Origin of the sequence: Superficieibacter sp. BNK-5, from assembly GCF_047456055.1 — a bacterium.
Classification (GTDB): domain Bacteria; phylum Pseudomonadota; class Gammaproteobacteria; order Enterobacterales; family Enterobacteriaceae; genus Superficieibacter.
The window spans coordinates 4,281,946-4,308,156 of the sequence record NZ_CP179893.1 but is presented as its reverse complement, the minus strand read 5'-3'; the positions used below and the strand labels follow the sequence as shown (position 1 = coordinate 4,308,156).

Annotated in this window: 27 protein-coding genes and 1 tRNA gene; 18 read left to right on the top strand and 10 right to left on the bottom strand. The window is 54.2% G+C overall.

The window, feature by feature from the left end; all coding sequences use genetic code 11:
* Window positions 1–27: 27 nt before the first annotated feature.
* The 4 genes from dacD (at window position 28) to ACMGGS_RS20740 (ending at window position 3,437) form a co-directional block, all read left to right on the top strand.
* Window positions 28–1,200: a serine-type D-Ala-D-Ala carboxypeptidase DacD gene (gene dacD / locus ACMGGS_RS20755; protein ID WP_414164187.1), complete on the top strand. Its 1,173-nt coding sequence runs from the start codon at window positions 28–30 to the stop codon at window positions 1,198–1,200.
* Window positions 1,201–1,299: 99 nt separating this feature from the next.
* Complete coding sequence (sbmC, locus tag ACMGGS_RS20750; RefSeq protein WP_414164186.1) at window positions 1,300–1,767, top strand: DNA gyrase inhibitor SbmC; 468 nt, start codon at window positions 1,300–1,302, stop codon at window positions 1,765–1,767.
* A gap of 104 nt (window positions 1,768–1,871) precedes the next feature.
* Entirely contained in the window at window positions 1,872–2,930 is a 1,059-nt protein-coding gene (locus tag ACMGGS_RS20745; protein WP_414164185.1) for an FUSC family protein, read from the top strand.
* 165 nt (window positions 2,931–3,095) lie between these two features.
* Window positions 3,096–3,437: a DUF496 family protein gene (locus ACMGGS_RS20740; protein ID WP_103674142.1), complete on the top strand. Its 342-nt coding sequence runs from the start codon at window positions 3,096–3,098 to the stop codon at window positions 3,435–3,437.
* 57 nt (window positions 3,438–3,494) lie between these two features.
* On the opposite strand, the gene ACMGGS_RS20735 is transcribed toward ACMGGS_RS20740, so the two are convergent.
* The 8 genes from ACMGGS_RS20735 to ACMGGS_RS20700 form a co-directional block, all read right to left on the bottom strand.
* Window positions 3,495–5,426 carry a BglG family transcription antiterminator gene (locus ACMGGS_RS20735; protein ID WP_414164184.1) on the bottom strand — a complete coding sequence of 644 codons (1,932 nt, stop codon included), beginning with the start codon at window positions 5,424–5,426 and terminating at the stop codon, window positions 3,495–3,497.
* The gene (locus tag ACMGGS_RS20730) at window positions 5,426–6,334 is read right to left on the bottom strand and encodes a DMT family transporter (protein ID WP_414164183.1); all 909 of its coding nucleotides are present in this window, start codon (window positions 6,332–6,334) and stop codon (window positions 5,426–5,428) included. Before ACMGGS_RS20730 ends, ACMGGS_RS20735 begins: the two co-directional genes overlap by 1 nt.
* A 5-nt stretch (window positions 6,335–6,339) precedes the next feature.
* Entirely contained in the window at window positions 6,340–7,782 is a 1,443-nt protein-coding gene (locus ACMGGS_RS20725; protein ID WP_414164182.1) for a glycoside hydrolase family 1 protein, read from the bottom strand.
* A 56-nt stretch (window positions 7,783–7,838) separates the two neighbouring features.
* Window positions 7,839–9,059, bottom strand: coding sequence for a PTS sugar transporter subunit IIC (locus ACMGGS_RS20720; RefSeq protein WP_414164181.1), 1,221 nt, complete (start codon window positions 9,057–9,059; stop codon window positions 7,839–7,841).
* Between the two features lie 15 nt (window positions 9,060–9,074).
* Entirely contained in the window at window positions 9,075–9,392 is a 318-nt protein-coding gene (locus ACMGGS_RS20715; RefSeq protein ID WP_414164180.1) for a PTS sugar transporter subunit IIB, read from the bottom strand.
* A 172-nt stretch (window positions 9,393–9,564) separates the two neighbouring features.
* Window positions 9,565–10,302 carry a phosphoenolpyruvate-utilizing N-terminal domain-containing protein gene (locus ACMGGS_RS20710; protein WP_414164179.1) on the bottom strand — a complete coding sequence of 246 codons (738 nt, stop codon included), beginning with the start codon at window positions 10,300–10,302 and terminating at the stop codon, window positions 9,565–9,567.
* 19 nt (window positions 10,303–10,321) lie between these two features.
* The gene (locus ACMGGS_RS20705) at window positions 10,322–10,579 is read right to left on the bottom strand and encodes an HPr family phosphocarrier protein (protein WP_414164178.1); all 258 of its coding nucleotides are present in this window, start codon (window positions 10,577–10,579) and stop codon (window positions 10,322–10,324) included.
* Window positions 10,580–10,634: 55 nt separating this feature from the next.
* Window positions 10,635–11,021: a PTS lactose/cellobiose transporter subunit IIA gene (locus tag ACMGGS_RS20700; RefSeq protein ID WP_414164177.1), complete on the bottom strand. Its 387-nt coding sequence runs from the start codon at window positions 11,019–11,021 to the stop codon at window positions 10,635–10,637.
* A gap of 414 nt (window positions 11,022–11,435) precedes the next feature.
* On the opposite strand from ACMGGS_RS20700, the gene ACMGGS_RS20695 reads away from it, so the two are divergent.
* From ACMGGS_RS20695 to ACMGGS_RS20655, 9 genes are all read left to right on the top strand, one after another.
* Window positions 11,436–12,437, top strand: coding sequence for a LacI family DNA-binding transcriptional regulator (locus ACMGGS_RS20695; protein ID WP_414164176.1), 1,002 nt, complete (start codon window positions 11,436–11,438; stop codon window positions 12,435–12,437).
* Between the two features lie 28 nt (window positions 12,438–12,465).
* Window positions 12,466–13,791, top strand: coding sequence for an ABC transporter substrate-binding protein (locus ACMGGS_RS20690; protein WP_414164175.1), 1,326 nt, complete (start codon window positions 12,466–12,468; stop codon window positions 13,789–13,791).
* A gap of 56 nt (window positions 13,792–13,847) precedes the next feature.
* The gene (locus ACMGGS_RS20685; protein WP_176919184.1) at window positions 13,848–14,693 is read left to right on the top strand and encodes a carbohydrate ABC transporter permease; all 846 of its coding nucleotides are present in this window, start codon (window positions 13,848–13,850) and stop codon (window positions 14,691–14,693) included.
* Window positions 14,690–15,523 carry a carbohydrate ABC transporter permease gene (locus ACMGGS_RS20680; protein WP_176919185.1) on the top strand — a complete coding sequence of 278 codons (834 nt, stop codon included), beginning with the start codon at window positions 14,690–14,692 and terminating at the stop codon, window positions 15,521–15,523. The genes ACMGGS_RS20685 and ACMGGS_RS20680 overlap by 4 nt, the downstream gene beginning before the upstream one ends.
* A gap of 28 nt (window positions 15,524–15,551) precedes the next feature.
* Entirely contained in the window at window positions 15,552–17,657 is a 2,106-nt protein-coding gene (locus tag ACMGGS_RS20675) for an ADP-ribosylglycohydrolase family protein (protein WP_414164174.1), read from the top strand.
* Between the two features lie 36 nt (window positions 17,658–17,693).
* Entirely contained in the window at window positions 17,694–18,791 is a 1,098-nt protein-coding gene (locus ACMGGS_RS20670) for an ABC transporter ATP-binding protein (protein WP_414164173.1), read from the top strand.
* A gap of 187 nt (window positions 18,792–18,978) precedes the next feature.
* Window positions 18,979–20,004, top strand: a complete 1,026-nt coding sequence (locus ACMGGS_RS20665; protein ID WP_414166326.1) for an LLM class flavin-dependent oxidoreductase — start codon at window positions 18,979–18,981, stop codon at window positions 20,002–20,004.
* Window positions 20,005–20,152: 148 nt separating this feature from the next.
* Window positions 20,153–20,386: a hypothetical protein gene (locus tag ACMGGS_RS20660; RefSeq protein ID WP_414164172.1), complete on the top strand. Its 234-nt coding sequence runs from the start codon at window positions 20,153–20,155 to the stop codon at window positions 20,384–20,386.
* Window positions 20,337–20,786 (top strand): hypothetical protein, encoded by a 450-nt coding sequence (locus ACMGGS_RS20655; RefSeq protein ID WP_414164171.1) that lies wholly within the window; start codon window positions 20,337–20,339, stop codon window positions 20,784–20,786. The genes ACMGGS_RS20660 and ACMGGS_RS20655 overlap by 50 nt, the downstream gene beginning before the upstream one ends.
* A gap of 80 nt (window positions 20,787–20,866) precedes the next feature.
* Here the strand turns inward: ACMGGS_RS20655 and ACMGGS_RS20650 are convergent, their stop codons facing one another.
* Window positions 20,867–21,370 carry a DUF1543 domain-containing protein gene (locus ACMGGS_RS20650; protein WP_414164170.1) on the bottom strand — a complete coding sequence of 168 codons (504 nt, stop codon included), beginning with the start codon at window positions 21,368–21,370 and terminating at the stop codon, window positions 20,867–20,869.
* A gap of 184 nt (window positions 21,371–21,554) precedes the next feature.
* On the opposite strand from ACMGGS_RS20650, the gene ACMGGS_RS20645 reads away from it, so the two are divergent.
* The 4 genes from ACMGGS_RS20645 to ACMGGS_RS20630 all read left to right on the top strand — a co-directional run bounded on the left by ACMGGS_RS20645 (window position 21,555) and on the right by ACMGGS_RS20630 (window position 24,349).
* Window positions 21,555–22,358: a hypothetical protein gene (locus tag ACMGGS_RS20645; protein ID WP_414164169.1), complete on the top strand. Its 804-nt coding sequence runs from the start codon at window positions 21,555–21,557 to the stop codon at window positions 22,356–22,358.
* Between the two features lie 207 nt (window positions 22,359–22,565).
* Window positions 22,566–23,525 carry a quinone oxidoreductase family protein gene (locus tag ACMGGS_RS20640; protein WP_414164168.1) on the top strand — a complete coding sequence of 320 codons (960 nt, stop codon included), beginning with the start codon at window positions 22,566–22,568 and terminating at the stop codon, window positions 23,523–23,525.
* A 233-nt stretch (window positions 23,526–23,758) separates the two neighbouring features.
* Window positions 23,759–24,016, top strand: coding sequence for an antitoxin (locus ACMGGS_RS20635; protein ID WP_414164167.1), 258 nt, complete (start codon window positions 23,759–23,761; stop codon window positions 24,014–24,016).
* A complete protein-coding gene (locus ACMGGS_RS20630) occupies window positions 24,017–24,349 on the top strand; it encodes a type II toxin-antitoxin system PemK/MazF family toxin (protein WP_414164166.1) in 333 nt (110 codons plus the stop codon).
* A 52-nt stretch (window positions 24,350–24,401) separates the two neighbouring features.
* Here ACMGGS_RS20630 and ACMGGS_RS20625 read toward each other — a convergent pair.
* Window positions 24,402–24,477, bottom strand: a tRNA-Asn gene (locus tag ACMGGS_RS20625).
* Window positions 24,478–24,656: 179 nt separating this feature from the next.
* Between ACMGGS_RS20625 and ACMGGS_RS20620 the strand changes: the two genes are divergently transcribed.
* Window positions 24,657–26,102, top strand: coding sequence for an EmmdR/YeeO family multidrug/toxin efflux MATE transporter (locus ACMGGS_RS20620; RefSeq protein WP_414164165.1), 1,446 nt, complete (start codon window positions 24,657–24,659; stop codon window positions 26,100–26,102).
* Window positions 26,103–26,211: the final 109 nt, after the last annotated feature.

Sequence of the window (26,211 nt, the reverse complement as noted above, 5' to 3'; positions counted from 1 at the left end):
AAGGACGGCGAATTATAGAATGAGGATATGCTGTTGAAACGCCGTCTGTTTATTGCTGTTTCTTTACTCGCTTCGGGTATTTCTTCCGCGCTGGCTGCCGATACCTTTGCCGTATCGCCGCAGCCGCCTGCCGTGCAGGCGGGAGCCTGGGTACTAATGGATTACACCACCGGTCAAATTCTGACCGCCGGGAACGAACATCAGCAGCGTAACCCCGCCAGCCTGACCAAACTGATGACCGGTTATGTCATTGACCGGGCCATCGATAGCCACCGTATCAGTGCAGAGGACGTTGTGACCGTTGGCAAAGATGCGTGGGCGAAGGGGAATCCGGTGTTTGACGGTTCGTCGCTGATGTTTCTTAAACCTGGCGATCGCTTAACCGTACACGATCTGAGCCGGGGGCTGATTGTCGATTCCGGTAACGATGCCTGCGTGGCGCTGGCGGATTATGTCGCCGGGGGCCAGCCGCAATTTGTGAAGATGATGAATAACTATGTTCAGAAACTCAATCTGCGTGATACCCATTTTGAAACGGTCCACGGCCTTGATGCGCCGGGTCAGCACAGTTCGGCTTACGATCTGGCAGTGCTTTCCCGCGCCATTATTCACGGCGAGCCGGAGTTTTATCACATGTACAGTGAGAAAAGCCTGACGTGGAACGGCATTACTCAGCAGAACCGTAACGGGTTGTTATGGGATAAAACGCTGAAAATCGACGGTCTGAAAACCGGTCACACGTCGGGCGCCGGGTTTAACCTGATCGCTTCTGCCGTAGAGGGGAATCAGCGGCTGATCGCGGTGATTATGGGCGCGGCCAGTTCGAAAGGCCGTGAAGATGAAGCGCGCAAGCTGCTGGTCTGGGGCCAGCAGAACTATGCCACCGTGCAGATCCTGACCAGGGGTAAATCCATTGGCAACGAGCGCATCTGGTACGGTGATAAAGAAAACGTCGCCGTTGGTCCGGATCGTGATTTCTGGATGGCACTGCCGAAAACGGAAATTGAGCATATCAAGGCCCGGTACGTGCTGAATGGCAAAGAGCTGGATGCGCCGATTGCCGCTCATCAATCTGTCGGCGAAATCGAACTCTACGATCGCGATAAGGTCGTCGCCAGGATGCCGCTCACTACCCTGGACAGCGTTGAGAAAGGCGGTCTGTTTTCGCGCCTGAGCGATTATCTGCATCACAAATCCTGATTTTCAGCGCCCTCCATCGGGGGCGCTTTTTGCATCTCCTCCCTTCAGCAGACATACTCAATCCATCGGCTTCATCATCGTCATCCAACGGGAGGCAACATGGATTATCACATTGAACAGGCTGACGCGCGCCACGTCGCGGGTTTTCACCTCGTCGGACCCTGGGAGAAAACGGTTAAGCAGGGCTTTGAGCAACTGGTGCTGTGGGTTGATACTCAGCACATCCAGCCGCAGGAGTGGCTGGCGATTTATTATGATAATCCGGATGACACGCCCGCCGAAAAATTGCGTTGTGCGACGGTGGTGAGGGTGGAAGAGGGCTTTACCGTTGGCGAAAACAGTCCAGGCGTGATCCTCACCGAGATTGAGGGCGGACAGTACGCCATCGCCAGCGCGCGGGTCGACAATCATGATTTTGCCACCCCGTGGCGTGAGTTCTTTGAGAGTTTGTCGCAGGATGACAATTACCAGATTGCCCCTCGTCCCTGTCTTGAAATTTACCTGAATGACGGTAATGCAGACGGCTACTGGGATATTGATATGTATATCCCGCTCGCGGATGCATAAGAAAATCGCCTTATTGAGTGAAAGGGAATTCGCACAGAGGGGATGCTTATGGCCGGGAAAAAACGGTACAATTGCGCTTTTGAACGAGTGGTCGGAGAGCGGGTTTGCGCGCTGATAAGTCCTTAAGTCCCTTTGAGATCCGTTTGTATCGTCACTACCGGATAGTGCACGGTGTCCGTATCGCGCTGGCGTTTATTCTTACCTTTTTACTGGTAAGACTGTTTGATATCCCGGAAGGGACGTGGCCGCTCATCACCCTGGTGGTGATCATGGGACCCATTTCGTTCTGGGGTAACGTGGTGCCGCGCGCATTTGAGCGTATCGGCGGCACGATCCTCGGCTCGGCGCTGGGGCTGGTGGCCCTCCAGCTTGAGCGCTATTCGCTACCCATTATGCTGATCTGGTGTGCGGCAGCGATGTTTTTATGCGCCTGGTTGACGCTCGGCAGGCGGCCTTATCAGGCGCTACTGATCGGCATTACTCTGGCGGTGGTCGTGGGATCGCCGGCGGGGGACATGCATACCGCGCTGTGGCGAAGCGGCGATGTGATCTTCGGTTCTCTACTGGCAATGCTCTTTACCGGCATCTGGCCGCAGCGGGCGTTTTTACACTGGCGCATTCAGATGGCGAACTATGTCACCACGTTTAACCGGCTTTATCAGGCCGGGTTTTCGCCCAACCTGGTTGAGCGTCCGCGTCTCGAAAAGCGCCAGCAAAACGTGCTTAATGACGTGGTAAAAATGCGCGGCTTGATTACCCCCGCCAGCAAAGAAACCCACATCCAGAAGTCGATTTTTGAAGCCATCCAGACCATTAACCGCAATCTGGTGTGTATCCTGGAGTTGCAAATCAACGCCTTCTGGGCTTCGCGTGCCAGCCATTTCATCATGCTTAACGCGCATACTCTGCGCGAAACCCAGCAGATGACCCAGCAAACGTTGCTGACCATCGCTCATGCATTGTACGAAGGCAATCCCCAGCCGATCCTCGCCAATAGCGAAAAGCTCAATGAGATTGTTGCCGAGCTTCGTCAGCTTATCAAAGAGTATGAGGGGGATGATCTGGTCGAAACACCGATGCACGGTTACGTGTGGCTAAGTATGGAACTGGCGCGGCAACTGGAGCTGCTATCGCATCTGATCTGCCGGGCGCTGCGCAAATAAACTGCAAACGGCGGCGGTTTTGCGCCAGGTGTTTCGATTCAGCCCCATTTAGCGGTATGATAAGAACAAAGTAAAAATGATTGTCTTCAGCGATGGCTCTCAGTAGTGTTTACCCTATGGCTGTCGCATTAACGAATCCGAATCTCAATTATCAGAGGTATAGCAATGGAAACCACCAAGCCTTCATTTCAGGACGTACTGGAGTTTGTTCGTTTGTTCCGTCGTAAAAACAAACTGCAGCGTGAAATCCAGGACGTTGAGAAAAAGATCCGTGATAACCAGAAGCGCGTACTGCTGCTCGACAACCTCAGCGACTACATCAAGCCGGGGATGAGCGTAGAAGCGATTCAGGGCATTATCGCCAACATGAAAAGCGACTATGAAGATCGCGTGGATGACTACATCATCAAAAATGCGGAAATCTCCAAAGAACGCCGCGAAATTTCTAAAAAGCTAAAGGTGATGGGCGAGCTGAAAGTTCACGAAGCTGAACCGAAAGCCGAGTAATACTAACTGGCGGTGGGCCAGGCGCTCACCGCCACGCTTCTTTGTGCCAGCCCTGGCTCAGAAACAGTCAATGATAGTCGAAACAAATTCTTGCCACGTCCGGCATTCACTGGCCTTTTTCAGATTGGGCGGCTCCAGTAGCAGTACGATCAGGTTATCAAAAATATCGTAAAACAGCGCGCGTTCAGCCTGATTGATGGAAAACAGCAGCACGACGTTGACCATATTGTTGCCCCACGGAAACGTCTTCTCGCTAATCACTACGCATAGCCCGGTTTTGGTCGCGTTCATTTTCATCGAATGTGGAACGGCGATATTGCCAAAGGTGGTGGAGTAACTGCGTTCACGTTCGAAAACATCCTCAACAAACGTGGCGTCGACATAGCCGTGACGATGCAGGGCATCGGCCATAAAGGGGATCGCCTCGTTTTCATCCGTCAGCGGCGGATTATAAAAGAACAGATTTTCATTGGAGATCAGCTGCAAATTCTCCAGTAGCCGGGCGCGTTTCTTTTTCTGTCTTACCCGCTCCATTTTATACTGCAGCGCGGAAATATCCCGGTCGGTGAGGAACGGATTGATATAGACCCATTCGGTCATGGTTTGCGGGATGCGCAAGGTGGAAATCAGAAAATCAGGCGCAGGCAGGTTTTCAAATTCCTCGTAAGAGGTCACGATGGCGCGAATAATCAGCTGTTGGCCAAACAGGCCGTCAATTTGCGAAATCAGCCGGTTGGTATGGTTGTGATAGTGCGGAACCAGAAGCACACAGCTGACTTTATTCTGCTCGGCGATTTGGTTGCCCAGAATGCTGCCGATATGCAGCGCGATATAGGCGATTTCATGTTCATCGACCGTAAAGCCTGTGGCCTGACGTATTTTTTCTGAAATCGCTACCGCGCATTCGAAAATCAGCGGACAGGAGGTTTTGATATGTTCGGTCAGCGGATTACGCGTCACATGTCCGTGTTGCAGGCGTACTAGCAGGTTTTTAATATGGATGGTGAAGCGGATCAGAAACTGTTTGCTGTCGCCGTCAATGAAATCGTAGCGCTGCATCTCTTTGCGCAGGATGGCTACCAAATCCATGCACTGTTTGCCCGCCAGCGCCTCAATATTGTCGGCGTGGATTTCATCCATGTCGATTCTGATCAAGCTGCTCAGCAGTACGACGGTTAATGCTTCCGCTTCCAGATCGTTATAAACGACCTCAAAATGCCGCTCAATATCATGGATGACTTTACGTGCCAGCGTGGTTTCATGTTCATCGTATTTTCTCTCAGCCGGGATGGAGTATGAGGCCCCGCCAGGATGATAAGTATGATCGTTACGGATACGGTCGATACTGATGACCACATCCAGTACCAGGCTGAGTAGCGCATATTCATTAATAAAATAGTGCCAGGTCTTGCAGGACTCGACCAGAATAGACACTAAATGATCGATATCGTACTGCGGAAAAATCCGGCCAATTTCTGCCAGGCTAAGAATGTTGGCGCTGAATTCGGCGTAAAGCAGGCTGGAAAACATGCGCCGCTTATCCCGTTCCAGGCCTTCGATATCCAGATAATCGTTGGTAACCGTCAGGTACAGATTAAAATCCTTGAGCTTTTTACGCACCAGCAGCAGATCTTTTTTCACCGTCTCATAGCTCACGCACAGAATGTCGCTGAGACCATAGAGATCCGGCAGTTGGCTCGCGGGTTGACGGCTATTAAGCAACTGAGTCAACAGATAATTAACTCGCTCCTCCGGCGTCTGGGGCATATTATGCACATGGCTGGCAAGCACGCGCATGGCGCGTGCTTTATCTATCGCATAGCCGCGATGGGAAGACTGAATAAGCCCTGGCTCGCGGACGTTGATCTCGGCAATATAGTTTTTCACGCTGCGATCGCTGACGGACATGTTTGTCGCCAGTACCTGCGCGGTAAGCGCGTCAGCGCTGTCGAGAAACAGCCGCAGCAGTTTCAGATGCTTACTTTGCATTATCCTTCCTTCTCCTGGCGTTGACTTACTGCACCCCTCACGGAGTCACGTTTACGGCTCATCACCCACAGCCCGCTGATAACCAGCAGCGCGCCGAGGCAGGCCCACACGCCGGGGATCTCATGAAATACTGCCATGCCCAACAGCGTTGCCACCACTGGCTCAACCGAAGCCATCATTGCCGCCTGACTCGCTTCACCCTGGCCGACCGCTCGGGTATAAAGCAGATAGGGCAGAGCGGTGTTCAGCAGGCCGATGACGATGACCCACAACAGCGACTCTGGCGCGGCGCGCAGGATGCTCAGACTATGAGGAATATCTACCATCGCCAGCGCGGCGGCGGCGCCGAACAGCATACTCCAGGCGGTGACGGTTAAGGCGTCAGCGCGCTGCGTCTGTATTTTCGCCAGCACCGCATACAGGGCATACAGTAGCGCAGCGAGCAGGGCAAAACCAACGCCCCGCCAGGAGTAATGCAGCGCAGCGGGAAATAGCCCCGCCGCCAGACTACAGCCGCTAAACGTTAGCGTGAGCGCAAGGAGTTTATGTCGCGTTAGCGGCTCATGCAAAAGCATGGCCGACAGCAGCATCACCATTGCCGGAGAGGTATAGATCAGTACAGCGGTAAGGGAGAGAGAGACTGCCTGCACCGCCAGCACGTAGCATAGCGAGTAAAAAAACAGGCAGCCTGCACCCATTATCGCCAGCCATGGCAACTGCCGCAGTTCGACCCGCATGCCACAGGGGCAACGAAGCGCAACCATACACATTACGCCTGCCGCTATCAGCAGACGCATTGTGCCAATCTCAACCGCATCGAAGCCATAAGCGCTGAGATAGCGCATCACCAGTCCTGAGGTTCCCCAGCAGATCCCGGCAGTCATAGCCAGCAGGGCAGGTTTAGCCACCACAATCAGAGTTCTTCGCCATGGCTGGCGATCACCCGCTGATACCAGCCGTAGCTTTTCTTACGGCTGCGGGCGCCGCTGCCCTGGCCATAATCGTCCAGATCGACGTAGATAAAACCGTAACGTTTACTCATTTCAGAGGATGAGCAACTAACGATATCGATAGGACCCCACGGGAAGTAGCCGATAACGTCCACGCCATCACGAACCGCTTCTTTTACCTGCGCCAGATGCGAACGCATGTAATCAATACGATAATCATCCTGAACTTCGCCGTTCGCCTCTTTTTTGTCGAAAGCGCCAATCCCGTTTTCGGCAATCATGATCGGCACCTGATAGCGATCCCAGTACAAATTCAGCTTGGTGCGCAGCCCGACAGGATCGATACCCCATCCCCAGTCGCTGGCCTGAATATGCGGATTAGCATACGAGGTTTTGCGTTTTAAGGCGCTTTCAGCGTCGCTGATTCGGGTGTAATAGTAGGAGATCGCCATAAAATCGGCGGTATTATGCAGCGCCTCTTCATCGCCGGGATAGAACTGCAGCTGAATGTTATGCTCCTCGAAATAGCGGAAGGCATATCCCGGGTAGCGCCCGCGCAGCAGTACGTCACCATAAAAATATTCCATCTGATTACGGCGCACGGTCGCCAGCACATCTTCCGGCTTGCAGGTGGCAGGGTAGCTTATGCCGTCGGCGAACATCATGCCGATGCGAAACTCGGGGTTAATCCGTCGTGCAATCGCCGTCGCCTTCGCACAGGCCACCATCTCATTATGTACCCCTTGATACTTCGCTTCAGCCAGGTTGGCGACTTTATCCTCCGCAATGCCGAGATGGTTAAAGGATTCATGAACGATCAGATTGATTTGATTAACGATGATCCAGTATTTCACTTTGTGCTGATAGCGGGTAAACACCGTCTCGCAATAGCGGACAAAGAAATCAACCAGCTCACGCGAATACCAGCCGCTATAGGCCGTGGTCAAATGCAGCGGCATCTCATAGTGGGAGAGGGTGATCACTGGCTCCATACCGTTGGCGATGATTTCGTCGATCAGATTGTCATAAAAACGCAGCCCGGCTTCATTAGGCACCTGTTCGTCGCCGTTAGGGTAAATTCGCGACCAGTTAATTGAGGTACGAAATGAATTCATCCCTGTTTCGGCTAATAATTTCAGGTCTTCTTTATAGGTATGGTAAAAATCAATGGCGTTGCGTTTAGGATAAATGCCCTGAGTATCCTGCATCGCGGTCAGAATATCCCCGGTTGTAATTTCTTCATTATATTTTTTATCCAGTGCAACATCGTTACGGAAGAGGTTAATATCCGCCACGCACCAGCCTTTGCCATCTTCTTGCCAGGCACCTTCACATTGGTTAGCAGCAACTGCGCCACCCCATAAAAAATCCTCAGGAAAACCTTCAGGAATACGTTTACTGGTCAAAATGAGTTACTCCTTTTTGTCAGTGGCCCGCAGGCCACATAGATGAGGGACAGAAATCAGGCAGAGGCGGCTTCTGCGGCAACCTGCTGCTTTTCATACATTTTGAAGAAGGGATACCAGATCAGCGTACTCACCGTGGCGACAACGGCCAGCAGGATCAGGCCATTCAGGTCCTGTGAGACGATCCAGGTCGAAATAGGGAACGGGCAATACCACATATCAAACACGGCGGCAGGAATGTTGACGACACCCATACTCAACACGATATAGGTAATCAACGGCAAAATAATACCCTGTAACCATAGCGGTACCATTAATATGGGGTTCCATGCCACTGCGCCGAAAATTACCGGTTCATTAATATTAAAGATGCCGGGCACCAGCGAGGCGGAGCCAAGCGCTTTCAGGCGACGAGATTTAGAGCGTACCAGCATAATCACCAACGGCAGCGTGGCACCGATCCCGCCAATTGCCACCCATCCCGAATAGAGCACTTCCGCCGTAACGATATTTTTTGCAACACCGCCCGCGGCTACGGCCGCCATATTCGCCGTAATACCCGCCAGAAAAATCGGCTTAGTGATCGGGAAAAGCACCCATCCGCTGATCCCCATGGAGTAAAGGAATACGCCGAGGAAAGTAATTAACAGGAACCCCGGCAACGTTTGCGCGAAAGCGGTAATCGGCATGAAAATATTAATCAGGATCTGGTAGAGGTCCAGCTTAAAGATATAAACGGCGAGCCAGCCGGTGGCGGTGACTACCAGAATAGGGATGATGGCATCAAACCATACGCGAACAAAATCCGGAATGGCGCTGTCTTGTTTGAAAAAGGAATATCGTCCGGCGATCCCCATCACAAATGCAACGTAAATCCCGGCAATGATGGCGACAAACATCCCACCAGCTCCGAAATATTTGAATTGCAGGACGGGCACTTCCTGTAGCTTAACAATGATCATAAACAGAGCGATGCCTGACATCCCGGCAATCAGGCGCATTTTATTGATTTTCTTCTTTTCCATATAATTGAATGGAATCAGAAAAGCGATAAACACTGAGATCAGCCCCATCGTATAACTGGATAAGGTCGACAAATTAGGAAACCATGGGAGAAAATTTTTCAGGATCGATAATACGGTGACCAGCGAACCGACCAGTATCATCGGTAACACCTGCATTATGGAGTCTTTAAGGGTCAGTACCCAGACGTTGCGGTTGATCCTGTTCATTGGTGGTGCGAAATGCACTTCCATCCAGTCGATAAATTTCTGCATGTTGGCCAGCCCCGCTTAATCTTTATTTAATTCTGCAAACAGATGGTCGAGCGCCAGGCCGCCATCCAACAGCGAGTAATAGGATTTTTCCATCAAGATGACCTTAATGTTCATCGTCGCCACTTTTTCTTCCAGTTCAGGAATCAAATATTTCAGGTGGGGGCCGACCATCAGGCAATCTATTTCCTGAAGATAGCTTTCAAGTTCAGCCTCGCTGCGGGCAACGACCGTACAATCAAGGCCGCGGCGGGCTGCTTCTTTACGAATATTGGCCGCAAGAAATCCGCTGGATGCCCCTGAGCCGCAGATCAACAAGATATTTAATTTTTTCATTTGCATGTGGACCTTTATAGTAGTGTTTGTCTGTAGGGTAATTTTATTATTGCTATTCCACGTGATGAATCTCAAATACGCAATTTCACTGCTGAAGTGAAAATAATTACCGATGTAAAACGTCGGGAAAATGAGTGAGCTTCATCACAGTAACTATTCAGGTTAATGTCGGCTACAGCGCATTCATGTGATAATGCCGCTGCGTTTCGTTATCAGGTGTCAGATAAACGCGTCCCGCTTCGCCATCAATAAGAGCGTCCAGCCCCTCCCACTCAGCAGGCAAAACTACGACGTCCAGGCCCATTATCGCCGGGATACCCATCGCCCGCGCCAGAATAGCGCTATGGGACAAGGCCGAGCCTTGACGGGTGACAATGGCAGCGATGCGCTGCTTATCAAGCTGCACGGTATCGCTGGGCATTATTTCTTCGGCAAACAGGATCGCTTTACCTGTGGCTAAGGGCGGCGGCGTAAATGAATGGCCGCAGAGAAGGGCGATAAGCCGCCCCGCGACATCCCGCACGTCCGCTGCCCGGGCCTGAAAGTAGGCGTCTTCCATCGCCGCCATTTGCGCGGCAAACTGGTCGCCAGCGCGCTCGACAGCCCAGGCCGCATTGACATGCTGCTGACGAATGGCGTCGCGGATTTCCTGCTGAAAATCGTCATCCTCCAGCATGAGCTGGTGAGCGGAGAATAGCTGCGCGATGGCGTCTCCCTTTTCAGCCCGAACCTTATCTTCCAGCATCTGTAACTGTGATAAGGCGGCGTGACAGGCTTTTTCAAACCGAGTCAGTTCCTGAGCGGGGTCCGCAACGGCTTGCGACGTTACATCAAAGCGAACCGGATGCCAAAACCAGATCGGCGCGAGGGCGATGCCCGGCGAGACGGCGTTACCTGTAAGTATCTGCATGATTTTCTCCTCGCGCAGGTCAGAGGTGCTGGCGAAAAAAGTCGTGCAACGCATTAATAGCCTGCTGTTCATCGTCTCCGCTGGCGACAATGGTTACCGTATCGCCGCATTTCACGTTCAGCCCCATCACAGTGAAAATCTTTTTCAGGCTGGCCTGGGTGTCGCTTTTGGCAATCTGTAGCTCGCAGCGATACTGCATAGCTAAACGAACCAACAATCCTGCCGGGCGGGCGTGAATACCAAGATCGTCACGGATCGTGTATTGAAATTGTTGCATTGAAATATCCTGTCTTTTTGTTATGCCTTACGGTCGGGTAGCAGGGTGAATTCGACTACTCAAGCGCGCTGATGCGTTTATCCAGCATGCGAAAAATTTTCAACAGGTGACGGCTCATTAATAGCTCACTGTTAATCGTCATTAGCGTGTCCTGAGCATGGGTAAATAAGAGTGAGGAAGGGAAACGTTCTCCGTGGATTTCGCTTTGAACAATATCCGTTTGATTGCCGTGCGCGGTTTTTATTTTCTGCTGCGCCTGAATGATTTTTTCGTCTGCCACGTTAAACTGGTTTTTTTCAATGGCGAATAAGGCATCCGTAATAAGCGCCCGGGCATCCCCGGCGTCCATAATAATATTCATTGCCACACTATTGATCTGTTCGCTTTTATCCATCTGTTCTCTCGCTATGCAGTGAATTTCGCCCGGGTTATAACATGACATTGTTGTTCCGGCTGGCGAAACGATACCGTAATACATTGCCTGCCTGCACTTAACCACACGCGTTAACAAAGCAACAAATAAATAATTTCCTGCCGGCAGGGAAAATGGTTACCTGGGCTGTAGTTAATAGCAGTTAAGAAGCGCTGTCTGGCGCGATGCTTATTCTCCCGCGCTGTGTGTTTCTTTCACTCAACTGAACAGCCTGTGATCACCCACATCCCCCTGTTAGCGCCAGGATGGCGATCGCTGTGATCCTGCCGAATTTTTCCTGGCATTCCTTGCAATAACACGCCAGCCAAACGTGACCGCGTTCACTCTTTCATTAGATTGTTGATTTTCTGCGCTGCAATTCATTGACTGAATCAATGTGTTAATTCTATTTATACGTATCACTAATACGTATAAGTGAAGCCTATGAGCAAACGAATTACCCAGCGGGATGTGGCGCGACGGGCAGGGGTATCGCAGGCGACGGTATCCATGACCCTGAACGGCGAGAGCGCAGGCATTCCGCCGGAAACGCTGGCCCGCATTATGGCTGCCGCGCAGGAGTTGGGCTACGTGCCGAACCGCTTTGCCCAGGCGCTGCGCACCAATAAATCGATGACCATCGCCTGCATTGTGCCGGATATCGCCAACCCTTTTTACTCGTCGCTGATGCGCGGCATTCAGTCGGTCACCGACAGCCACGGCTATGACGTCATCGTCGCCAATACCGACGGCACGGAAGAGAAGGAGCGAAATTTCCTCGACTGGTCGGCGCAGGGCAGAGTGGACGGCGTCGTCGGCGTGTTTTTTTGCCTGCGGGCGAAAGATTTCGCGCCTTTTCTGAACGCCGGTATTCCGGTGGTGCGGGTAGAGGCGCAAAAGAAACGCGGCGGCGAGCTGCCGATTGACGACATCTATATCGATAGTCGCGCTGCTGCGCAGGCGATGGTGCGTTATCTGATTGGCAAAGGGCATCGCGCCATCGGCATGATCGCCGGTAGCGGCGGGCCGGAGGCGGTACGCGTTGAGGGCTACCAGCTGGCGATGCAGGAGGCAGGCCTGCCACCGTCGATTGTGATCGAGGAGGATTTTAGTGAGCAGGCGGGCTACCGGGCGACACAGCGTCTGATTGAGGAAGCGCGGCTGCCCGGCGCGATTTTCGCCGCCAACGATTTAATGGCTATCGGCGTGATGCGCGCTGCCCGGGAGGCGCACATTGCGATTCCGGCAGATCTTGCGGTAGCCGGGTTTGATGATATTTCTGCCGCCGGGCTGGTGACGCCGCCCCTGACCACCGTGGCGCAATTTCAGTATCAGATCGGCCTCAGTGCGGGCCGAATATTAATCGAGCGACTGAGCGGCAACCTGGCCGCCGTCGGCACGGCGCAGGAAATGCCATTTCAGTTGATTCAACGTGATTCCGCCTAACGGCAACCTTACCAGGAGAATATCGGTGATGAGTAAATACTGTATGACGCTGGCCGCGACGCTGCTCGTCGCCCATTCGGTACTGCCCGTCGCGGCGCAGGCGCAGGGCGCGGCACCCATTAGCTGGTGGTATGAAACCGCCACGCCTGAAAATAAAAAGCAGTTGCAGCAACTGCTGATCCAGCCGTTCAACGAGGCGCACCCGGAGTACCGCCTGAACATTGATTACCGGGGGGCCGAGCTGGATAAACAGCTGCGCGTGGCGATGCTGTCGCGCCGCGGTCCGGACATCGTTTACACCGCCGGACCCAGCTATGTGGCGACCATTGCCAATGCCGGACAGCTTCTGCCGCTGGACGGTTACGCGGCGAAGCTGGGCTGGAACGATCGTTTGTTGCCGCTGTTCCTTGAGATGGGCAAATACAAAGGCAAACTGTACGCGCTGCCCAAAACCTACGAAACCATGGGCATGTTTTATAACAAGACCCTGTTTGATAAAGAGGGCTGGCAACCGCCGAAAAATATCGCCGAACTGGAAACGCTGGCGGAAGCGATGAAGGCGAAAGGGATCACCCCCTTCGCCGCGGGTAACGCCGACTGGCGCGCGGCGAACGAGCATTACGTCACCCTGGCCCTGAATACGATTGCCGGGCCGGATAATATCTATAAAGCCCTCAATGGTGAATTACCCTGGACGGCAGAGCCGTTTGTGAAAGCCATTACCACCCTGCAACAGTGGTGGCAAAAAGGCTATTTCGGCGCTAACTACTTTTCGCTGACCCAGGAGCAGGCGTTTGCCCAGGTTGCCAGCGGTAAAGCCGGAATCGCGCCGAGCGGCACCTGGAACTTTTCTTATATTCCTACCTATTTCCCGGCCAGCCATAGCGAAGCGGGCTTCGCGCCTTTCCCGACAGGCGAGGGGGTAGACTATCCGGTTTATCCGCTGGGGATTGGGTCCACCTTTTCCATCGCCGCCAGCTCGAAAAATCCTGACGGCGCGGCGGCCGTCATCGACTACGTCTTTAGCGAAAACTTCTACAGCAAAATCAACTCGGTCTGGCAGGGGGAATGGAATACGCCGCTGAAAGATCTCAGTCATGTACAGCTCGACGCAAAAGTGTTGCCGCTGTACACCGAAACGATGAAAAACCTGGCCGGTGCCGTGGCGCAGAACCATTACGGCTATACCTCCTGGACCTTCCTGCCACCGGCGACCGACAGCTATCTGGTCAACGCCATTGAGCAGGTCTGGTTAGGGCAGATGAGCGTTAAGGACTTCCTCACCACCCTGGATGCGACGTATCAGCAGGAGAAAAAGGACGGCAAAGTGCCGACCATTCCTTCCCGTCAGTGATCTTTTATTAAGTCAGGCCATTTACGCCGGTAAATGGCCGCGCAAGGGCGATTGATATGCACAGACTGTATCTGGTTCCGACGTTACTGATTAACGTCGTCATTATTCTGATACCCGCGCTATTGACCATCGCGCTGGCATTTTGCCAGTGGGACGGCATCTCCACGCCGCAGTTTATCGGGCTGGGGAATTTCGTTGCGCTGTTTAATGACGGCGTGTTCTGGTCGGCGCTGAAAAACAATATTATCTGGACGCTGATCTTCCTCACTATTCCCATTGCGATGGGGTTGTTTGCCGCCACCATGCTGCTCCTGGCCCCGCGCGGGCGAACCCTGTTTCAGGTGATCTATTTCCTGCCGATGGTCATTGCCACCGCTATTACCGCGCGGGTGTGGCAATCAATGATTTACAGCCCCGTCACCGGCGTATTCGGTCTGCTGGACCGGTTTGGTCTCTCCGTCAGCAACCCGCTTTCGCTGCCAACGCAGGCGTTGTACGGCGTGGCGACCGTCGATTTATGGCACTGGTGGGGATTCCTCTGCGTGATCTTTTTCGCCGCGCTGCGCCAGGTGCCGCAGGAGCAGATTGAGGCGGCGCGGATTGAAGGTGCCAGCTTCTGGCAGATGATGCGCTATGTCTTACTGCCGGGTATCCGACCAACCATCACGCTGATGATGGTGATGACCGTGATCTGGTCGTTCCTGGTGTTTGATTTTGTCTACATCCTCACTCAGGGCGGTCCGGCATTTTCCAGCGAGGTGCTTTCGACGCTGGCCTATCGCAAAGCCTTTTACGATCTTAACGTCGGACAAGCTGCCGCCGCGGCGCTGGTGATTGGCGTCTTCGGTCTGGTCGCCACCTTCTTCTATATCCGCCTGCAATCAAAGGAAGATGAATCATGAGACTGATCGAAAGCCGGACCACGCTGACACTGACCTACATTTTGCTGGCAATAGGTGCGTTCACGGCGCTGTTTCCGATTGCGCTGCTGGTGCTGAACGCGTTTAAAAGCACGCCTGAAATTACCCAAAGTCCGCTCTCGCTGCCTGAGACGCTGCGCTGGGATAACTTTACCCGCGCCTGGGAAGATGCCCGCTTCGGCCGCACGTTTCTCAACTCGATTCTGCTGTCGGCGACCACCATTATTCTGGTGTGCACCACCTGTTCCGCCGCGGCCTATGTGCTGTCGCGACGGAAAATCAAATCGTGGCGGCTGGTAAGCGGCTATCTGATGGCAACCACTACTGCGCCCATCCAGCTATTTTTATTTCCGCTGTACTTTGTCTTTGCCCGGCTGGATCTGATTAACAACGTCTTCGCCGTCGCGCTGATCTACACCGCCATCTACAGCCCGTTTGCCATCATGCTGCTGCGCACCTATTTCCTCGCCATCCCCAAAGAACTGGAAGAGGCCGCGCTGGTGGATGGCGCAACCCACTGGCAGGTATTCCGCCGGGTAATGCTGCCGATGGTCTCGCCGGGCATCCTCACGGTGGCATTAATCATCGGGCTTTATTCGTGGAATGAATTTTTGATTGCCACCACCTTCCTTCAGGACCAGGAAAACACTACTGCCGTGATCTCCTTTTTCCTGCTGAGCGGGCAGTACAGCTCGGACTGGGGCGAAATTATGGCGGCGGCGTTAATTATTGTCCTGCCGGTAGTGGTGCTGTTCGTGGCGTTACAGCGCCGCTTTATTGAAGGCATGGCGGGCGGCTCGGTAAAAGGCTGATCGCCATTAACAAACAGAGGTATTAACCGTGGCAATTCCTGAGAATTATTCTGAGCGTGTTTATGCGGGCGTGCTGGGCAAGCTGATTGGCGTCTATCTGGGGCGTCCCTTTGAAGGCTGGACCTATCAGCGCATCATGCAGGAGCTGGGGCCGATCAATTATTATGTTCATGAACAGTTGAATCAGCCGCTGGTGGTCACCGACGACGATGTGGCGGGCACGTTTACCTTTATCCGTGCGCTGGAAGATTATGGCATTTCACCTGACCTCAGCGCAGAGCATATCGGCGAGGCCTGGCTTAACTACATCGTCGAACAGCGCGCTATTTTATGGTGGGGCGGGAACGGTAATTCCACTGAACATACGGCGTGGCTGAACCTGAAAAACGGTATCCCCGCGCCGTTAAGCGGCGCCATCGCCACCAACGGCACTGCGGTGGCCGAGCAGATCGGCGCGCAGATCTTTATTGACGGCTGGGCGCTGGTGGCCCCTGGCCAGCCCGCGCTTGCAGCGAAACTCGCCCGCGAGGCGGGCAGCGTCAGCCACGATGGCGAATCGGTGTATGCCGCGATGCTGTGGGCGGCGATGGAGGCCGAAGCCTTTGTTTCCCGCGATATCAACCATCTGCTTGATACCGGCCTGGCGACGATACCTGCGGATTGCCAGATCGCCCGGCTGATTGCCGATATTCGCCGCTGGCATGCGGAAAACCCGCAATGGGAAACCACCCGCCAGCAGATAGAAGATCACTACGGCTACGATAAATATCCCGGTAACTGTCATGTTATGCCGAACCATGCGCTGATGATCATGACGCTACTTTACGCACCGGATGACTTTCACCTCGCCATGACCATTGTCAACACCTCTGGCTGGGACACCGACTGTAACGCGGGTAACGTTGGCTGCCTGCTGGGGATCATGCTCGGTCTGGAGGGGATCGACGGCGGCCCTGACTGGCGCGGTCCGCTGGCAGATCGGATGCTGATTTCGTCGGCGGACGGCGGTTTTTCCATCAACGATGCGGTACGTATTAGCGACTATCTGGTGGATCTCGGACGCCAGCTGGCCGGTCAGCCGCCCGCGCCCGCGGCGAAAGAGGGCGCGCATTTTCACTTCTCGCAGCCGGGCAGCCGTCAGGGATTTCAGCCGCTGGCAGGATATGACCATGCGCCGCTCACCCTCGATAACGTGGAGTATAACGGCACGCGGATGCTGAGCCTGGTCTATCACGCGCTGGGCCGCGGACAACGGGCAGGCGTCACTACGCCCACCTTTACGCCGCGCGAGGTGCTGAATATGCGCACCTATGAACTGATGGCGACCCCGTTACTCTATCCGGGGCAGTGGGTGGAAGCGCGCCTTTACGCGGATACAGAGAATAAAGGCAGCGTAACCGCGGCGCTGTGCTGTCGGGTTTATGACACGCAGGATCGGTTTACCTCCCGTTATGGTGAACCGGTTACTCTGGCTCCGGGGGAGAGCCAGACGGTGTGCTGGCGTTTACCCGGCTGCGACGGCCAGCCAATCGGTGAGATTGGCCTGACGCTGGAGGCGCAAGGAAAACAGGCCACCGGACGGGTGCTGCTCGACTACCTGAGCTGGGAAGGGGCACCTGAACTGCGCTTAAGCCGACCCGGCCCCGAATGCGACTTCTGGCGGCGTGCCTGGGTAAACGGCGTCAGCTTCTTCTCCCGCCATTTCCCCGCCAGTTTCCGCATCTCACAGGAGCGTGACGAGGGCATCATCATCCACGGCACCCGGCAGTGGACCGACTATCAGGTCGCCAGTGACGTGGTGCTACATCTGGGCAATTACGGCGGCGTGGCCGCGCGGGTTCAGGGCTTACGACGCTATTACGCCGCGCGTGTGACCCGCGAAGGGACGGCACAGCTGATCCGCGTTCGCGACGGGCAGACGCAGATCCTCGCCGAGTCGCCGCTCGCCTTCACGTATGAGAAACCGTACCGGGTTACGTTGCGCGTCAGTGGCAACCAGTTAAGTGCGCGTATTGATGACGTCACGCTGGACGCGACGGATGACAGCGAAATGGCGCTGCATGACGGCGGCATTGGCCTGCTGATCCATCAGGGCGCGCTGTCAGCCGACGCCGTTGAGGTGACGGCGCTGTAGGGCGTCGTCGAAACCAGATCACGATGGGAACAGACTATGGCCAGCGTAACGATCGATAACGTAAAAAAGAGTTATGGCGTGCATCACGTCCTGCATGACATTTCGGTGGATATCGCAGATGGAGAGTTTACCGTGCTGGTCGGTCCCTCCGGCTGCGGTAAATCAACGCTGCTGCGTATGGTGGCCGGGCTGGAAAGCATCACCGCAGGCGACATTGCCATCGGTGGCCGGGTGGTTAACGACTTGCCGCCGAAACAGCGCGATATTTCAATGGTCTTCCAGAACTACGCCCTTTACCCGCATATGACAGTAGCGGAGAACATGGCATTTTCCATGACGCTGAGCGGGGCGAAAAAGGCGGAAAAAGAGCAAAAGGTCAACGAAGCGGCGGAGATCCTCGGGCTAACGCCGTTGCTCAAACGCTACCCGCGCCAGCTTTCCGGCGGCCAGCGTCAGCGCGTGGCGATGGGCCGCTCGCTGGTGCGTAACCCGCAGGTTTTTCTGTTTGACGAGCCGCTGTCTAACCTTGACGCCAGGCTACGCGTCGCGATGCGCGCCGAGCTGAAATCGCTGCATCAGCGGCTGAAAACCACCATTCTCTATGTCACTCACGATCAGGTTGAGGCAATGACGATGGCGGATAAAATCGTTGTCTTACAGAATGGCCGCATTGAGCAAACCGGCACGCCGCTGGAACTGTATGACTTCCCGGCCAATACCTTTGTCGCGACCTTTATTGGTTCGCCGTCGATGAACCTGCTGTCCGGCGAGATTGGCGAAAGGGGAAGCGAGAGGATCTTCATTAGCCGCTCCAGGCAGCATCTGCCGCTGCCCGATCACTATCAACACCTTGCCGTCGGCACCCCGGTGACTTTTGGCATCCGGCCTGAACATTTCCAGTATTCTGCCATGCCGACCGATTTTGCGGCGACCGTTGAGCTGGTCGAACCGATGGGATCGGAAACCCAGGTGCAGCTTTCACTCGGCGGTGAGAAAGCCATCGCCGTCTTCCGGGAGCGTATTCAGCAGCGGACGGGCGATCGGTTGTGGTTCACGCCGCAGGTGGAAAAAGTCAGCCTGTTTGAACATGAAAGCGGGCGACTGATCCCGCGGCGGGAGGGGGCGGAAAGGTGATAAATACCAGCGATACGCCGCACACGCTTAAAATCAGTTGGTCAATTAATTTGAAGTTTTATGTTAAACAAACGGTATTTATTGTTATTACATAACGCGTAGAGTAGGGATTATGCGAGGCAGGCCGCCAGCGATTGTTACTGGCGGCTGGCCTGCCCACGGTTTCCCTGAACAGGATATCTACGTCATGAAAAAGATCGGCTTTTTGTCGTTTGGTCACTGGACCCCGTCGCCGCACTCGGCAACGCGTTCCGCCGCCGATGCGCTGCTGCAGTCCATCGATTTAGCGGTTGCCGCTGAAGAACTGGGCGCTGACGGCGCGTATTTTCGCGTACACCACTTTGCCCGCCAGCTTGCCTCTCCGTTTCCTTTGCTGGCCGCCATCGGCGCAAAAACCCGGCGCATTGAGATTGGCACCGGGGTGATCGACATGCGTTATGAGAACCCGCTGTATATGGCCGAAAGCGCCAGCGCGGCGGATCTCATTGCTGGTGGCCGCCTGCAACTCGGCATCAGCCGTGGTTCACCGGAGCAGGTGATTGATGGCTGGCGTTACTTCGGCTATCAGCCTGCTGAGGGGCAGAACGACGCCGATATGGCGCGTCAGCACACCGAGGTGCTGCTTGACGTGCTGCGCGGCGAAGGCTTCGCCAAACCCAACCCGCAGCCGATGTTCCCCAACCCGCCGGGGCTGCTGCGCCCGGAACCCTATTCTGAGGGACTGCGCGAGCGCATCTGGTGGGGAGCCTCGTCCGATGCGACGGCGGTCTGGGCGGCGAAGCTGGGCATGCATCTGCAAAGCTCCACGTTAAAGAATGATGAAACCGGCGAGCCGTTCCATATTCAGCAGGCTAAACAGATCCGCGCCTACCGCGCCGCCTGGGCGGAAGCGGGGCATATGCGCGCGCCGCGCGTCTCGGTCAGCCGCAGCATCTTTGCGCTGATGAACGACCGCGATCGGGCATATTTCGGTGCCAGCGGCGATGACAGCGATAAAGTTGGCTTTATTGACGATCAGACCCGCGCCATCTTTGGCCGCAGCTACGCCGCCGAGCCGGACAAGCTGATTGCGCAGTTAAAACAGGATGAAGCGATTGCCGAAGCGGATACCCTGCTGCTGACCGTGCCGAATCAGCTTGGGGTGGAATACAACGTGCATGTGATTGAGTCGATACTAAAACACGTGGCACCTGCGATGGGGTGGAAAGGGTAGAGATTAATCAAATAAAGACGGCGTGATGATTTTGCGAGCCGTCTTCCAGAAACGCGCTTGCCGCCCTTTATCAATCGCAGTATCCTTTTCCGGCACCTGCAAAATCAGGTGCCGGGATTGGAACCCTGAATAATGTTACAGGCGACATATGACGCGCCCGCGTCTTTTTTTATGTCGTGCGCCTGGCTATACCTCAATGGTGGGCTGGGCGGGGGCACCGCAAGGTGCGCCGGTTGCCTGTAACGCCGGTAGTTCCAACCCCGTCCAGTCTACCACCATGAGATTGGAACCTCTGGTGGTGGGTTTTAAACTCGTTACAGGAGGCTGCCTTTATGGCTACGATCCCCACTCAAACACACCCGTTACTTACTGTTCCCTTTAACGCTGCCACGGATTTCACCGTACTGGCCGAACACTGCGCAAACTTTGCCGGAACGCTGATTGAAAGCAACGATCCCACCCTGAAAATGGCGCTGTGCGGCAGAATCAACGCCAGCCTGATGTTATTACAGCCCACCCTGCTCGAACCTGTCCCGGAACATCTTGTTGAAAGCCTGACGGTGAATGTGCCGCCGGAGGATGTCCCCCGTTTTACCCCCGAATGTACTGAACTGTGCAACTACTGCCTGGCGCTGACGCAAACGCTGGCCGGGACGGGTTTTTCGTCAGAGACGGAGAAATACCTTAGCTGGCTGCTGTTTGACTTGCTCAGCTACTTCTCAGCGGAAATGCGCGCGCCGCGGTGGTTAAGAACGGCAGAGGGGGTGGTAGAGATTGGGTAGGGAAATGTGATACTAAAGCCCGCTGAAGGCGCGGGCTTTAGCATTCTCGAACCAGGATTGATGAACCCGTCTCTGCAACGTCAGACACCTATCGGTTGATAGCCTTGCCATTCAGGTTTATCGCGATGTCCTGAATCACAGGGAGTCAGGTGAATAAATAAATCACCTACCTTCTCAAGTAACAGGCAATCGTCAACGTCTTTTAAATTATCCTTATGTTGATGATTGACGCCACAGAGTAGCGTTTGCATCGCTTTCTTTTTAGCATGCTGCGCATTTTCAGCGACAAACAGGTCAAACTCATGTAGCTCCGCCAGGGTGTCCGGCCTGTAGCCTCCTGCATTCACGAAAAATAACCGTTCTGCAGAGTGAGGTGCTTCAGTCGAGAGCGTAACAGAATATCCGTCGGCCCACGTAATGCGACTGTAGCCGTCAATATGGATTTTATCGCTGTCACCAAACCATGCCTCGCGAAGCGCAGGCCAGGCCTCTTTTGGCTCACTGGCAGCGACAAACTGAATGTCATGCACTTCAATATTCGATCTCCCGGCATTTCCGCCGATATAAAACATATAAAGATTCATTAAGATCCTCATGTAGCTTTCATTTCGCTATATATTTAACTACACAACGATTTGTGCCGCAACCTGCTAAAAAGAGTACATTTCTGGTATTGAAGCCGATTACGCCCCTCAATCACCGCTAAAGTTTCTTTCCCGCTTTTCCGATAATCCCAACATCATTTTTTAAACAACTTAAGGAATTTGTATGAGCAGCGTGAGCGTAACGGATCGTAGTCAGACTCAGAACGATGTGTTTAAAAAACCGGTCAACCTGCCCACAACTATTACTCTCTCGCAGGAAAAGATCGAACGGATGCGCGCGGGAGAAACGCCTGCCAATCCACAGTTGAGTCAGGAAGCAATAGACAAAAGCGAAAAGGAGATGTTGCAGGCCAGAAATAGCATTATCGAACTGAATCAAAGTAAAACCAACGCTATCGTAAACGACATTGATACTTACTTTTCCGGCATGCTCTCACAGTCTTCTCTGTCTTCGCTTGATATGGGCGGACTGATTTCCGAAGCATTACAGACACCAGGTGGTTCAGGCAACTCCACGACCCTTTCCATGGATCTTTCGCTCACGCAGGCAAAACTAACCTTTCTGGTGCAGAAATTTGTGCCGACTGAGCATCAGGCCGCGAGTGTTGCTGAAATCAATAATTACCTTACTAAAAAAACTGACGATCAGGATGATATCGTTAAAGATATGACCAGCCGTTCGCTGGCGATTGCAAAACAATACGGTGATACGGCGGGAGAAAAGAGCCTCAGCGAGCAGTTGATGCAGCTCAATGCGGGTCAGCATGAAACGCAAAATGAACGGCGCGATATGCTGTCGCTGACCAACAATACCACTGACAGTTCGGTCTGGTTTACAGGATTACGGCAGGGGATTGGCGCAGGCAATGAGACGGACTTTTTTAAGGATATTGCCTCTTCACACGTGGCGAAGCTCCAGCAGCAGTGGGAAACATTTATGCAAAGCGTGAACGCGATCGCAGTATAATCTTCGGCCGGGCCACGTTACTGAATAATGTGGATACGAATGAGTCAATAACTGTTTGTCGTTTGAACTCACTGGTCAGGCGTTGCGGCAATGACGTGAATTCCAGCGAGAGGTTCAACAGGTTTTTCAGCCCCGCGAGATTCCTTGCGTGCTACGTGCCGGATCGGGAGGCTGCTCTGAATGTACTGATGAGACTGAGGAAAATGTATGAAAGCAGCGGCTTATGACGTGGAGGGCGCTCCCGACGTCCTGAAATATGTCGATATCCCTGATCCGGTCCTAGGACCTGACGACGTCCTGATTTCTGTCGAGGCTATCTCGATTGAAGGGGGCGATCTGATCAACCGCCGTTCAACGCCGCCGCCTCGTCCTTTATGGGTCGTCGGCTACGCGGCTGCAGGCACGGTTGTTGCCGTCGGATCGAACGTCCGTAGCCGTAAGGTTGGGGACAGAGTTGCTGCTTTTCACATGCAGGGATCGCATGCGGAACGTTGGACGGTACCCGCAGAGCGAACCTGGCTTATACCTGATCGGGTCGATGCGGCAGAAGCGGCGGTGTTACCGATTTCTTTTGGAACCGCGCATCATTGCCTTTTTACCCGGGGCATGCTCCGGCAAGGAGAAACCGTCCTTATTCAGGCGGCAGCTGGCGGCGTGGGTCTCGCGGCCGTTCAGCTTGCCTCACAAGCCGGCGCGACGGTCATCGCTGTGGCAAGCGGAACGCAGCGAAGAAGTCGGCTGCTTGAACTTGGTGCCGACCATGTCGTGGATCGGGCCGCGAATAACATCGTGGACAGTGTTCAACAGTTCACCCATGGCACCGGTGTTGACCTCGTCATCGATCCTGTGGGGACGACGTTGCCTGTTTCGCTTTCTGCACTCGCTCCGGAAGGACGTCTCGTCTTCGTCGGTAATGCGGGCGGTGGCAGTCTGACTGTGGACCTGTGGGCGCCAATGCAGTCTAACCAGACGCTTATGGGGGTATTCATGGGACCCCTTTTTGAAAGGCCCGGCGTTCGGGCAAGTGTGGACGATATGTTGCAGGCTGTAGCTACGGGGCGCATCAGGGTTGTCATCGATCGCATTTTCCCCCTGGCCAACGCAGCCGCGGCCCACGAATTCGCCGAGACCGCGAAACCGCTTGGTCGCATCGTTATGACGCCATGAGGCACGTTTGACCACGGCGAGTGCGCTGGATGAGTGACGTGGCTCTGGCCGATCCTGACATTTGTAAGCATGTTAAAACTCGTTGTGCAACCTGGATGGCTTCATCTGTTCTTCAACGGATTGAGACTTTCTTCACGCATTATTGCGCTAAGGAAATCATAATGAATCTGATGAATAATTGTGCATCGCCTGCCGCAGATGTTATATTAAAATATAATATCCGGAGGTGCTCTATGTATACAACTCGCCTGAAAAAGGTCGGCGGATCCGTCATGCTGGCGGTTCCTCCCGCCGTGCTGAAAACGCTGGGGCTGTCGACGGACAGCGAAGTGGGCATGAACATTGATAATGGCTGCCTGATTATTGAACCCCAGAAACGTCCGCATTATTCGCTTGAAGAACTGCTGGCGCAGTGCGATCCGCACGCTGAAATGAGCGAGGAAGATCGGGAATGGATTGATGCGCCTGCGGTGGGCAAGGAGATCCTGTAAATGGACAGAGGGGAAATCTGGCTCGTTTCACTGGATCCGATTGCCGGTCACGAGCAAAGCGGAAAACGTCCGGTACTCATCGTATCGAAGGCATCGTTTAACAAGCTGACCCGGCTACCCGTTATTGTTCCCATCACCAGCGGCGGAAACTTTGCTCGCACGGCAGGTTTCACCGTTTCACTGGAAGGGGCAGGGACAAAAACGATTGGCGTTATTCGCTGCGACCAGCCCAGAAATATTGATATGACTGCCCTGAACGGCAAGCGACTGGAACGCATACCAGACGCTGTGGTAAATGAAGTGCTTGCCAGGCTGGATGCTATTTTGAGTTAACGCCAGGATGCAGAAAAGCAAAAAGCCCGCAATAAGCGGGCTTCTTTAAATCTGGCTCCTCTGACTGGACTCGAACCAGTGACATACGGATTAACAGTCCGCCGTTCTACCGACTGAACTACAGAGGAATCGGTTGGAGGCTTATCTTAGCGGCGTAAAAACTTTTGTCAAATCCCAATCCAGACCTTGTTGTTCAAGTGGCTCTTTTTGCAACAATCTGTTGTATTTGCCGACAAATTTTTGTGGGAAAATACTTTGCAGGTTTTGCCTTTCTCTCCCATCATTTGAAATGTAGTTTCAACATTCTTTGTTAAGGTCAATTTTGGACGTTACTGCTTCTCTGCGCCGGGCCGTCACTCGCACGCCCTGGTACGCGAAACGAAAAAGTTACCGGGTTCTCTTCTGGCGTGAGATCACCCCGCTTGCCATTCCCATCTTTCTGGAGAATACCTGTGTCCTGTTGATGGGCGTACTCAGCACGTTCCTGGTGAGCTGGCTGGGCAAAGAGGCGATGGCGGGCGTGGGGCTGGCCGACAGTTTCAATATGGTCATCATGGCTTTTTTTACCGCAGTCGATCTGGGTACGACGGTGGTGGTGGCCTTCAGCCTTGGTAAACTCGATCCCAGCCGGGCGAGGGCAGCGGCGCGGCAGTCGCTGGTGATTATGACGCTGTTTGCCATCGCGCTGACGGTATTGATCCACGCCTTTGGTAGCCAGATTATTGATTTTGTCGCCGGAGAAGCCACGCCGCAGGTGAAAGAACTTGCGTTGACCTATCTGGAATTGACCGCGCTGAGCTATCCGGCGGCGGCGATCACCCTGATTGGCAGCGGTGCGCTGCGCGGGGCGGGCAATACTAAAATCCCGTTGCTGATTAACGGCGGGATGAACATTCTGAATATTATCATCAGCAGCGCGCTGATCTACGGCGTTTTTTCCTGGGACGGGCTGGGCTTCGTCGGCGCCGGGCTGGGGCTGACCATTGCGCGCTATATCGGCGCGGTAGCGATTATCGTCGTGCTGATGATCGGTTTTAACCCGGCGCTGCGTATTTCCCTGAAAAGCTACTTCGCGCCGCTGAATTTCAGCATTTTGTGGGAAGTGCTGGGGATCGGTATTCCGGCCAGCATCGAGTCGGTACTGTTTAACGGCGGGAAACTGCTGACCCAGATGTTCGTCGCCGGCATGGGGACCGACGTCATCGCAGGTAACTTTATTGCGTTCTCTATCGCTTCGCTAATCAACCTGCCCGGTAACGCCCTGGGATCGGCATCAACGATTATCACCGGTAAACGGCTGGGGAAAGGGCAGTTCGCGCAGGCCGAGCGTCAGTTACGCCACGTGTTCTGGCTATCGACCATCGGCCTGACGATTATTGCCTGGTTCACTGCGCCTTTTGCCGGGTTGATGGCCGCGTTCTATACCCGTGAGGAGGACGTGAAGGAAGTGGTTAAAATCCTTATCTGGCTGAACGCCGCCTTTATGCCGATCTGGGCGGCCTCGTGGGTACTGCCTGCGGGGCAGAAGGGCGCACGCGACGCGCGTTTCTCAATGTGGGTCTCCATGCTCAGCATGTGGGGCTGCCGCGTGGTGGCGGGCTATGTACTGGGGATCATGCTCGGTATGGGCGTGGTCGGCGTCTGGCTGGGAATGTTCTTCGACTGGGCGGTGCGCGGCGTCTGTTTCTACTGGCGAATGGTGAGCGGACGCTGGCTGTGGAAATACCCGCGGCAGAAGAAAACTGTCGATTAACTGAACGATATCGCGCTGTTTCTGCGCATTTCGGAGAATAAATCGGCAAACGGTTGAATTTGTACAATCAGGCTTTGACAAGGGGCGGGTGGCTCGCTACTATTCGCCC